The sequence below is a fragment of the Bradyrhizobium sp. P5_C11_2 genome, from assembly GCF_054049755.1.
The window spans coordinates 1-10,577 of record NZ_JBFULT010000247.1 but is presented as its reverse complement, the minus strand read 5'-3'; the positions used below and the strand labels follow the sequence as shown (position 1 = coordinate 10,577).

The window sequence follows — 10,577 nt, the reverse complement described above, 5'->3', positions numbered from 1 at the left end:
GTTGCGGCGACCCCGTCGCTATGGCGCCGAGCGACGGCGGCCTATGCGAAATTGCTCGAAATCCTGCTCGCGGCCTGTGTCGGCATTCTCGTCATCCCGGTGACGCTGCAGATCATATCGCGCTACACCCCACTCATTCCCTCCTACATCTGGACGGAGGAGATGGCGCGCTTCCTGTTCGTCTGGACCATCATGATCGGCGCCATGGTCGGCATCAGAGAGTCGCAGCATTTCGAGGTCGACATCTGGCCTGACCTGTCACGCCGAAGCGAGGCCATGGTGCGGATTCTCGCCCGGCTCGGCGTGCTGGCGATGGCGTTGGTGTTTGTGTGGGGCGGGCTCGAATTCACGCGGTTCGCCTGGAACCGTACGTCTGAACTGGCCGATCTGCCGCTCTGGATGATCCACGTCGCCTGGCCGGTGGCCGGGGTGACGTGGATCATATTTGCGGGCGAACAGATCGTCGACGAGATGCGGATTCTGCTTGGGGCAAAACCATGAGTGGGAATGTTCTTTCTGCCGGGCAGGCCGCACTGGTCCTGTTCGGGGTTTTCATCGGCCTGCTCATCATTCGCGTGCCGGTCGCCTTTGCGCTCGGCCTTGCCTGTGTGCCGATCCTTTTGATCGAGCCGCATTTGTCGATCATGACGCTCGCGCAGGAGACCTTCAACGCCTACAATTCGTTCATCCTGCTGGCGGTGCCGTTCTTCCTGCTGACCGCCAACCTGATGAGCATCGGCGGCATCACCGACCGCCTGGTCGCGTTGTCGCGCTCGATGGTCGGGCATTGGCCGGGATCGCTGGCGCAGATCAATGTCGTGCTGTCGGTGTTCTTTGCCGGCATCTCCGGTTCCTCCACCGCCGACGCGGCGAGCCAATCCAAGATCTTCATCGATGCCCAGACCAAGGAGGGCTACGACCTCTCGTTCTCCATCGCCATCACCGCGGTGTCGGCCGTGCTCGCCGTCATCATCCCGCCCTCGATCCTGATGATCGTGTGGGGCGGGCTGATCTCGACTTCGATCGCCGCGATGTACCTCGCAGGCATCGTGCCCGGCCTGCTGATCGCAGGCGCGCAGATGGCGACGGTGCATGTCTATGCCGTGCGCCGCGGCTATCCGACCTACCCGAAAGACAGCTGGGTCGATATGCGCTGCGCCATCTGGCGGTCGATACCGGCGCTGATGACGCCGTTCATCATCGTCGGCGGCATCCTGCTCGGGTGGTTCACCGCGACCGAATCCGCCTGCGTCGCGGTGCTGTATTCCGTGGCGCTGTCGACGTTTTTCTACCGTGAAACCGGGGCGCGCGAACTCTACAAGGCGCTGCTCGACACCGGACGCCTGGCCGGCGTCGCGCTGTTCTGCGTCGGCACCGCGAGCGCGTTCGGCTGGCTATTGGCCTATTACAAGATCCCGCAGGAACTGCTGGCCAACGTCTCGACCTGGGGCATGGGCGCGACCGCGGCGGGTTTCTTCATCGCCTTCTGCTTTCTGGTGGYGGGCTGTTTTCTCGACGCCATTCCGGCGATCATCATCGTCGGTACCGTTCTCGAACCGCTGGCCAAATCGGTCGACCTGCATCCCGTGCAGTTTGCCATCATCTCGATCGTCTCGCTGGCGTTCGGGCTGGTCACGCCGCCCTATGGCCTGTGCCTGATGATCGCCTGCTCGATCGCCGGCGTGCGGCTGCGCTATGCGCTGAAGGATACGGCCATCATGCTGGTCCCGATGCTGCTGGTGCTGGCCGCATTGATCATCTGGCCCGAGGTCTCGTTGTTCCTGCCGCGGCTGATCGTGCCGGAGATGCTCAGATAAGGCCCGATATCGCGATCCCGCGGCCGACGGCCGCGGGATCGATTCAATTGGTCACAGATTGCTCTCGGTGATCGCGGCATAGACCATGCTGCGCAGCTCGCGCCGGATCGGATAGGCGCTGGACGGGAGTACCTGCGTCATGAAGATCGCGATCAGCTCCTCGGCGGGGTCGATCCAGAACGAGGTGGTGGCCGCGCCGCCCCAATTGTATTCGCCGGGGCTGCCGGCGATCAGCGTCTCGGCCGGGCGCATGGTCACGGCGAAGCCGAGCCCGAAGCCGATGCCGTTATAGGTCGCCTCCGAGAACAGCGAGCGCGATACCTCGGGGAGGAAGCGGCCGCCCGGGATGTGGTTGGTCGTCATCAATGCCAGCGTCTTCGGCCCGATCAGCCTGATCCCGCCGAGCTCGCCGCCATTGAGCAGCGCGCGGCAGAAGGTGAGATAGTCGGCGACCGTCGAGCACAGGCCGCCGCCGCCGGAGATGAAGGAGGGCGGGGACAGGAACGAGCTCGTCGCCGGATCGTCCTGGAGCGTCAACCCCTCGCGGCGCTGGCCGGCATGGAAGGTCATGCCGCCGCCCGGGTCCGCCGAATAGCAGGCGGCGAAACGATGCGCCTTCGAGGCCGGCACGTGGAAGTCGGTGTCGGTCATGCCAAGCGGATCGAGGATGCGTGCCTTGAGGAACTGCTCGAACGGCATGCCCGAGATTTTGCCGATGAGATAGCCGAGCACGTCGGTCGCGACCGAGTAGTTCCAGGCTTCGCCCGGCGAGAATTCCAGCGGGATTTTTGCGAGGCCCTCGATCATGGTCTGGAGCGTGCCGGATTTCTCGACCTCGCCGATCTTCTCCGTCCGGTAGGCGGCATCGACATTGGAGCGCTGCTGGAAGCCGTAAGTCAGCCCGGAGGTGTGGCGCAGCAGGTCGACGATCAGCATCGGCCGGGTCGGCGGCCGGGTCAGGAAGGATGGCGCGGTGCCGGCGACGAACACGCCGAGATCCTTCCATTCCGGAATGTATCTGGCGACGGGCTCGTCGATGGCGACGAGGCCCTCCTCGACCAGCATCATGAAGGCGACGCAGGTGAGAGGCTTGGTCATGGAATAGATGCGGTAGATGGTGTCGTCCTTGACCGGCAGCTTGCGCTCGAGATCGGCAAAGCCCTGGACCGAGCTGTGCGCGACCTTGCCGCGGCGGTAGACCAGGAGATGCGCGCCCGGGAAGCGTCCGGCATCGATGTACCGGTTCCTCAGGTGTGCATCGACGCGGTCGAGCGCGGCCTTGGACAGGCCGACGGATTCGGGCGAGGCGGGGCTGGGGGCGAGCATCGGTTCCTCCGGGGCAGTTTCTCGACAAGGTGATAGCCGAAATGACGGCCCCATTCCAAGCCGGTCGCGCTTAACGCGGCCCCGCCGACTGGTGTAGGCTCCACCTTGGAACACGTCCAGGGAGCCCCAAGGAATCTCAAAAGGGGCCAACGAGAAAAACTTAAGGCAAACGCACCATGACCCAGTTCAACGAGACCGAGCTCACCGAAGCCGTCGTCAAGAGCTTCGACAACACGCCGAACCCGCGCGCGAAATTCCTGCTCCAGGAACTGGTGAAGTCGCTGCACGATTACGTGAGCAAGACCGGTCTCACCTTCGAGGAATGGGAATACGCCATCGATTTCCTGACCCGCACCGGCCAGAAATGCACCGACACCCGCCAGGAATTCATTCTCCTGTCCGACGTGCTCGGCGTCTCCATGCTGGTCGACGCGGTCAACCACCGCGACCGCGAAGGCGCCACCCAGACCACGGTGCTCGGCCCGTTCTATGTCGGCGAGCACAAGGTCACCGCGCACGGCACCGACATCTCGCCGAACAATCAGACCGGAGAGCGGATGTTCGTGCAGAGCCGCGTCACCGATCTCAAGGGCAAGCCGCTCGCGAATGTCCCGGTCGACGTCTGGCATGCCGACGATGACGGCTTCTACGATTCACAGAAGCCGAACTATGACGAGGTCGGCGCCTCGGCGCGGGCGCGCTTCATCACCGACAGCGACGGCCGCTTCTTCTTCCGCACCATCTTGCCGTGCAGCTATCCGATCCCGACCGACGGTCCCGTCGGCGAGATGATCGTGCAGACCAAGCGTCATCCGATGCGCCCCGCGCACGTGCACTTCCTGGTCAACGCGAAGGGTTACGAGCCGCTGATCACCCACGTCTTCATGGACGGTGACAAATATCTCGATTCCGACGTGGTGTTCGGCGTCAAGGACGACCTCGTCGCCAAGGTCGAGCCGCGCAACGATCCCGCGATGCCCGACGGCACCAAGGCAAACGGGCAGTGGCACTTGATGACTTACGAATTCCACCTCAAGCCCGGCGGCGGCATGGCGCCGAAGCCGCTGGGGGTGAAGGCCGAGGAGCCGGCGTGAGGGTTCTCGGTTGGGGCGCAAATTCAAAACCGTGCGGCCCTCGGGGCGCCACTATGTCCGCTGTGCTTTCGGTAGCGGCGCAACAGCGGACCTACCCGGAGGTCCGAGTTGGGCCATTAGCGGACTATCGAGTACGCCACCGTTCGCACAACTGGCAATTCGCCGAAACGACTAAAGTGACGCTTCTTCGCTGTGGAAGTCGAGCCTAATTCCGTTGACCTTGCGCTTGCGCAACATCGCGGCCAATCGATCGGAAACGAACCAGCAGTCGGTATAGCGATGCTCGACCCAACATGCCCGCCCGTCAATAACGGAGACGTCTAGCGTACAATGCCACGGCCCGACACGCTTGCTGTAAGCCCAATTGTCGGTGTTGGCCTGTCCGACCACGTCGAAATGACTGCGCTGCGCGATGATCGAATCGATCCGCCCCACGACGTTGAAGATAAAGTGCTGCTGCTCGGCCCGAACGCTACCATCCTTGTCTTCGACTATAACCGGAAAGAACTGGTGCCGCCCGGGGTCAAGCTCTTCAACGGCGTCCTTTACGCGAGAGCTGACCAAGTCGCCTCCTCGACGCATCAGCATCCAGTCGCTCATGGTCTTGGCTTTGGCCAGCCTGACGCGCCGCGGCATCACCTCGGAGGGAATTGGCACCCCGCAATTCCAACATACTCGCTTCAGCGACCCCGGCTGAACGAAATTATTCTCGAAATAAGCTTCTAGAACGTTGGCGTCTTCGGCGGAATATCCGATCACCGACTTGCCATACATACCCCTTATGATCCACGCCATTTTCTGTTTTGCCTCGTGAGGTTGCGACGACCAATCTTTAGATGAAGCCAGACGAGAATGCCGTCCGGCGAGATGGTCAGTAGGTGCCATTTTGCGTCCCGGCCGACTGACGGCTTTGTACGCTCGCGGTCATTGCAGTGATCCCAGTCAACAAGACCGTTTACGATCCGTCCAAGGTGCCCATGCTACTACGTGCGCCATGACCATTCACAAACTTTACAGCGGCCTCGCCGCTTTGCTTTTGCGCGAGGGAATGCGCCTGACCGCGGTCTTTGTGGGCCTGGGCGCTCTGGGTTTGCTGGCGGCTTGCGGGGTGGGGACGACGTCACGTTTCGCTACAGGCTGTCCTTTTCGGTCGGCGTCAATGGAGCGGTCAGGTCTGGCTCCAGCATCATCGCAGTGCGCTACTGGACCGGGGGGGCCTCCTGGGGAACCGGTAAGACGACCTATTCCATCGTCAAGGGCGTTGCCCCCGTCATCGACCTTGGCCAATACGGCATGCTGGTCGCGTCGATGGCTTCCGATGGCACGGAATGGTTCAGGCGTAAGAAGCAGTACGGACTGGTTTGCGAAAAGTCGCTCACGGCGGACTCGCTGCCCGGAAAGTTCAGCCAAGAGCCGGCGGCGCTCGCCAATCTGCGCGACGGCAAGCGCGACTTAACCGACGATTCATACCCCGCCTTCATCTGGTTTCCGCACGGCCAGCCCTACGAGCGGGCGCAGCAGCTCTGCCCGGAAGAATTCTCTCGCGTGATCGGCGCGAACATCGAATTGCGACCCGTTACGATCGAGGTAGCACCCGACGCGCCGCTGCTGACTAGACTGACTATCAGTACCCCTTGGTTGGATGAGATCAGAGCCGATCACGCGAGGCTGGGTGGAGTCACCACTAGAGCTGGAATTTTCAAGCCGCGCCGCACGATCATGATCGAAACAGACGACCCCACAAACTGACACCGGCTTTGAGGCTGGAAGTCGCCTTTGGGTCACAAGCGGCGGTCGGGGACAGCGCCAGCCGTGTCCGGTCCACCTCAAACGGCCGACCTTGCAACCTCAGGTGTAGTCTTCGCTCCGGGCCGACGTTGTAGGCAATCAGGTTGAGGAGGAAACCGGCGGCGACGCGAGTTGGGCCTCGATGTTTGGTCTTTGCTCGCCTCGTGTTAGACTTCGCCTGCCCGACCAGGGAGAACAGCCATGACCGCCGAGTTCGATGAAGACCGCTTCAATATGGCTATCCGTAAATTTCTGAAGCATGTCGGAGTTACATCGCAGCGTGAAATTGAGAACCTGGTGCGTAGCGGGGCGGTGAAAGGTGGCAAGCTCAAACTGCGAATGACCCTGTCCGCTGAGGGGACGCCGCTGAAACATGTAGTCGAGGAAACAATCGCACTCTGACGATGTCCCGGCTGCCCCGGCATTGCCGCCCTCTTGGTGGAGCATTCAATCCTGTTGACTTCCAGCAACGACTGCTTTGGGTCACCAGCGGCAATGCTCTGACGAACGATAATGTCTCCGCTTGGCCGCCAGAAGCTGACGTCCGCGCCTTTGCGCCCTAACGCGCGTGCAGCAGCGCCAGCAACACGACGACCGCGCAGGCGAGCGCCGCCGAGGTCAGCTTCCAGAACATCAGCGGGCTGCGCTCCAAGAGCGGCGTGATCCGGGTGTCGAGATAGGCCGGATTGGGCGAGCGCAGCTCGAAGACGAATTCGGACAGATCTTCGTGCCGCTTGTAGGGATCTGGATGCAGCGCGCGCCGGAGCGCGCCGTCGACCCACGCCGGCACGTTGCGGTCGTCGTCGGCCGGGCGATATTGCAGCCTCCGCACGTCCGATTTTCGCCGGATCTTCGCGATCTGGGTGCCGTAGGGAAGCTTTCCCGTGAGCATCTGGTAGCAGATCACGGCCAGCGAAAACATGTCGGAGCGCGGCGAGCCGCCTTGCCCAAGAAAATACTCCGGCGCCGTGTATTGGACCGTTCCCAGGATTTCGTCGGTCTCACCTAGCGGCGCGGCCTCGGTGACGCCGGCCACCCTGACCGATCCGAAGTCGATGATCTTTGCGGTGCCGGTCTTGTCGATCATGATGTTGTCGGGCCGCAGATCCTGATGCAGCATCTCCATGCGATGGAAGGCGCGCAGGCCCGCGGCGATCTGCTCGACCAGTCCGCGCACGGTCTCGAGATCGGGGCGCGGATTGTCGGTCATCCACTGCCGCAGGGTCTGTCCCTCGATGAATTCGGTCGCGACATAGAGATAGCTGCGCCGCCGCGACTGTGACAGCGGTTTCAGCACATGCGGGCTGTCGATCCGGCGCGCGATCCATTCCTCCATCATGAAGCGCTTGAGATAGGCGGCGTTGTCGCGCAAATCGATCGACGGCARCTTGAGCGCGACCGGTTCCTCGGTTTCCGTATCGACGGCAAGATAGATGTGGCTGCGGCTGCTGCCGTGGATCTCGCGGACGATCCTGTAGCCGTCGAACATCGCCCGCGGCTCCGGCAGTGGCGGAAGCGGCAGCTGTGACGTCTGACTGAAAATGCCGGCCGGCTCGCGCTGCGGCACCGCGTCGATGCGGAGAATCTGGACGGTGATGTTGTCGTCGCTGCCGCGCCGGTAGGCTTCCTCGACGATCGCCTTCGCGGCGCCGTCGAGTTCGGCTGCATGCTCGGCGATAGCGCTGGTGATGAAGCGCTGCTCGACGAATTCGTAGGCGCCGTCGGTGGCGAGCAGGAAGGTGTCGYCGGCCTCGATCTCGAACGCCTGGTAGTCGATCTCGAGCTGCGGATTGATGCCGAGCGCGCGGCCGAGATAGGTCTGCACCGACGAGACGATGATCCGGTGATCGTCGGTCAGCTGCTCGAGCGCCTTGCCGGCGACGCGGTAGATGCGGCAGTCGCCGACATGGAAGATGTGCGCGGTGGTGGCCTTGATGACCATGGCGCTCAGGGTGCAGACGTAACCCTTATCGCGGTCATAGGCGTACTGGCTCTTGCGCGTCTGCGCGTGGAGCCAGGAATTGGTCGCATCCAGCACGCGGCGGGCGGACGTCTTCACCGTCCAGGATTCCGACGTGCAGTAATAGTCCATCAGGAAGCTCTTGACCGCCGACTCGCTGGCGATCTGGCTCACCGTGCTGCTCGAGATGCCGTCGGCCAGAACGGCCGCGATGCCCTTCAGGCTGAGCTGCGGCTCTTCCGGAATCAGGACGCCGTGAAAATCCTGGTTGACGGGCTTGCGACCCCTGTCGGAGTGCTGGCCGACCGAAATCTGAAGACCGCGGGTCATCGTCATCACCGGGCGAGGGGAGCCTCACCCTGATCGGGCGAGGCTCCCCTGTCGAGACGTATCAGGCCGCAACGCGGGGCTGCGTGGTCTTGCCGGCCTGGCGCTTCGGCAGGGTCATGACGTGCGTGGCGTAGAGCGTCATGCCGGTGAAGGCGAGGCCGCCGACGAGGTTGCCGAGCACGGTCGGGATCTCGTTCCAGATCAAATAATCCATGATCGAGAACTTTGCGTGCAACATCAGGCCCGACGGGAACAGGAACATGTTCACGACGGAGTGCTCGAACACCATGTAGAAGAACACCAGGATCGGCATCCACATCGCGATCACCTTGCCGGGGACCGAGGTCGAGATCATGGCGCCGACGACGCCGGTCGAGACCATCCAGTTGCAGAGCATGCCGCGCAGGAACAGCGTCGCCATGCCGGCCGCGCCGTGTGCGGCATAGCCGAGCGTTCGGCCCTCGCCGATGTTGCCGATGGCGGCGCCGACCTTGTCGGGGTCTTGGGTGAAGCCGAACGTCGTGACGAAGGCCATCATGAAGGCCACGGTGAAGGCGCCGGCGAAATTGCCGACGAAGACGAGGCCCCAGTTGCGCAGCACGCCGCCAAAGGTGACGCCCGGGCGCTTGTCGATCAGCGCGAGCGGCGAGAGCACGAACACGCCGGTCAGGAGGTCGAAGCCCAGCAGGTACAGCATGACGAAGCCGACCGGAAACAGCAGCGCGCCGACCAGCGGCTGGCCCGTGTTCACGTTGATGGTGACGGCGAACCAGGCCGCCAGCGCGAGGATGGCGCCGGCCATGTAGGCCCGGATGATGGTATCCCGGGTGGACATGAAGATCTTGGATTCGCCCGCATCCACCATCTTGGTGACGAATTCCGAAGGCGCGAGATACGACATCAATGGTCCCTTTGCTCGTATGAGAGATCGACGCGCCCTCCCATGAGAGCGCGGCTGCATGTGATTGGCCGTGCGGGCGGCCTGCCGCGCACGAGGGCCTGGAGAGGTTTGGAAGCCTTGGGAATCGCGTCACGACGACTGAGCCGAGGAGGGCCGCGAAGCAGGTGAGCTTCCGGGTTGCGGCCGCCAGAGGCTGCAACAATGCGGCAAAGCCGCAGTCTTCGTTGACGTCACTGGAAATGCAAGTTGCGTGCCGGGTGGCTGCGCCAGAAAAAACAAGCAATATCAATCGGATGATGCTCGTCTGGATCTGCCTTTTGTGCGCTCGATGGCCTTTTGCTTGAGCGAATGCACAAGCTTTGTGCGTCGCACAATTATTGAGCAAGGCGCAAATTTCGCGTGCGGAACATGCCTGCGACAGTCTGGCGCGCTATCCCTAACTCATTAATTTGAAACGCCTTTTGGCGGCGGCGGGCTTGGCATGAAGCTTGAATAGTTACAAGCGACGCCATTGAAGCCGTCCCGCGAGACTTCTCATCCGAATTTGCTGACGCCACCCGGGCGGGGGTTTCCCCGTCGCGCGTCCGCATGCGCCTTTTTCGGCGTCACGGACGGACGGGCTGCTCGTGCGCACTGACGCAATCATTCGCAACGACGCAAAGGACGACACAACCCATGACCAAGCGCATTCGCCGGCCCTCGGAGACTGGCCTCAGCCGCCGTCAATTGTTGAAGGTCACCGGCTCGACCGCCGCTCTTCTCGCCGCCGCCAAACTGAATTTCCCCGCCGGCGCGTTCGCGCAGGACGCAGGCCCCGAGGTCAAGGGCGCCAAGCTCGGCTTCATTGCGCTGAGCGATGCCGGCCCGCTGTTCGTCGCCAAGGACAAGGGCCTGTTCGCCAAATACGGCATGCCCGATGTCGACGTGCAGAAGCAGGCCTCCTGGGGCACCACGCGTGACAATCTGGTGCTCGGCTCGGAAGGCAACGGCATCGACGGCGCGCATATCCTCACCCCGATGCCGTATCTGATCTCGGCCGGCAAGGTGACGCAGAACAACCAGCCGACACCGATGTACATTTTGGCGCGGCTCAATCTCGACGCGCAGTGCATCTCGGTCGCCAAGGAATATGCTGACCTCAAGCTCGGCACCGACGCCACGCCGTTCAAAGCGGCGCTGGAGAAGAAGAAGGCCAGCGGCAAGGCCGTTAAGGCTGCGATGACCTTCCCCGGCGGCACGCATGACCTCTGGATCCGCTACTGGCTCGCCGCCGGCGGCATCGATCCCGACAAGGACATTGAGACCATCGCTACTGGCTCGCCGCCGGCGGCATCGATCCCGACAAGGACATTGAGACCATC

General features: G+C 62.7%; 10 protein-coding genes. 6 read left to right on the top strand and 4 right to left on the bottom strand.

Going from position 1 to position 10,577, the window contains the following annotated elements:
• A partial coding sequence (locus ACXJL8_RS22150; RefSeq protein WP_456685586.1) for a TRAP transporter small permease occupies positions 1–501 on the top strand: 501 nt, incomplete at its 5' end.
• Positions 498–1,817 carry a TRAP transporter large permease gene (locus ACXJL8_RS22145; RefSeq protein ID WP_456685585.1) on the top strand — a complete coding sequence of 440 codons (1,320 nt, stop codon included), beginning with the start codon at positions 498–500 and terminating at the stop codon, positions 1,815–1,817. The genes ACXJL8_RS22150 and ACXJL8_RS22145, both read left to right, overlap by 4 nt.
• Positions 1,818–1,868: 51 nt before the next feature.
• Here ACXJL8_RS22145 and ACXJL8_RS22140 read toward each other — a convergent pair whose 3' ends face one another.
• Positions 1,869–3,143, bottom strand: a complete 1,275-nt coding sequence (locus ACXJL8_RS22140) for a serine hydrolase domain-containing protein (protein ID WP_456621413.1) — start codon at positions 3,141–3,143, stop codon at positions 1,869–1,871.
• Positions 3,144–3,319: 176 nt separating this feature from the next.
• Here ACXJL8_RS22140 and ACXJL8_RS22135 point away from each other — a divergent pair, with 176 nt between their 5' ends.
• Positions 3,320–4,237 carry an intradiol ring-cleavage dioxygenase gene (locus ACXJL8_RS22135; RefSeq protein WP_456621414.1) on the top strand — a complete coding sequence of 306 codons (918 nt, stop codon included), beginning with the start codon at positions 3,320–3,322 and terminating at the stop codon, positions 4,235–4,237.
• Positions 4,238–4,408: 171 nt separating this feature from the next.
• Here ACXJL8_RS22135 and ACXJL8_RS22130 read toward each other — a convergent pair whose 3' ends face one another.
• Positions 4,409–5,122: an imm11 family protein gene (locus tag ACXJL8_RS22130; protein WP_456621415.1), complete on the bottom strand. Its 714-nt coding sequence runs from the start codon at positions 5,120–5,122 to the stop codon at positions 4,409–4,411.
• Positions 5,123–5,431: 309 nt separating this feature from the next.
• On the opposite strand from ACXJL8_RS22130, the gene ACXJL8_RS22125 reads away from it, so the two are divergent.
• Both ACXJL8_RS22125 and ACXJL8_RS22120 read left to right on the top strand, forming a co-directional pair.
• Positions 5,432–5,986: a hypothetical protein gene (locus ACXJL8_RS22125; protein ID WP_456621416.1), complete on the top strand. Its 555-nt coding sequence runs from the start codon at positions 5,432–5,434 to the stop codon at positions 5,984–5,986.
• Positions 5,987–6,226: 240 nt separating this feature from the next.
• Positions 6,227–6,427: a DUF6494 family protein gene (locus tag ACXJL8_RS22120; protein ID WP_130220955.1), complete on the top strand. Its 201-nt coding sequence runs from the start codon at positions 6,227–6,229 to the stop codon at positions 6,425–6,427.
• Positions 6,428–6,584: 157 nt separating this feature from the next.
• Here the strand turns inward: ACXJL8_RS22120 and ACXJL8_RS22115 are convergent, their stop codons facing one another.
• Together ACXJL8_RS22115 and ACXJL8_RS22110 are read right to left on the bottom strand one after the other, a co-directional pair.
• Complete coding sequence (locus ACXJL8_RS22115) at positions 6,585–8,321, bottom strand: protein kinase domain-containing protein (protein WP_456685584.1); 1,737 nt, start codon at positions 8,319–8,321, stop codon at positions 6,585–6,587.
• Positions 8,322–8,376: 55 nt separating this feature from the next.
• The gene (locus ACXJL8_RS22110) at positions 8,377–9,216 is read right to left on the bottom strand and encodes a formate/nitrite transporter family protein (protein ID WP_456621418.1); all 840 of its coding nucleotides are present in this window, start codon (positions 9,214–9,216) and stop codon (positions 8,377–8,379) included.
• Between the two features lie 675 nt (positions 9,217–9,891).
• On the opposite strand from ACXJL8_RS22110, the gene ACXJL8_RS22105 reads away from it, so the two are divergent.
• On the top strand, positions 9,892–10,577 hold a 686-nt coding region (locus ACXJL8_RS22105; RefSeq protein ID WP_456685583.1), incomplete at its 3' end, for a CmpA/NrtA family ABC transporter substrate-binding protein.

What these genes read in the sequence shown, in the direction of transcription:
- ACXJL8_RS22120 (WP_130220955.1), top strand. Translation starts at nt 6,227, where the DNA reads ATGACCGCCGAGTTCGATGAAGACCGCTTCAATATGGCTATCCGTAAA.
- ACXJL8_RS22140 (WP_456621413.1), bottom strand. Translation starts at nt 3,143, where the DNA reads ATGCTCGCCCCCAGCCCCGCCTCGCCCGAATCCGTCGGCCTGTCCAAG.
- ACXJL8_RS22130 (WP_456621415.1), bottom strand. Translation starts at nt 5,122, where the DNA reads ATGGCACCTACTGACCATCTCGCCGGACGGCATTCTCGTCTGGCTTCA.
- ACXJL8_RS22110 (WP_456621418.1), bottom strand. Translation starts at nt 9,216, where the DNA reads ATGTCGTATCTCGCGCCTTCGGAATTCGTCACCAAGATGGTGGATGCG.
- ACXJL8_RS22135 (WP_456621414.1), top strand. Translation starts at nt 3,320, where the DNA reads ATGACCCAGTTCAACGAGACCGAGCTCACCGAAGCCGTCGTCAAGAGC.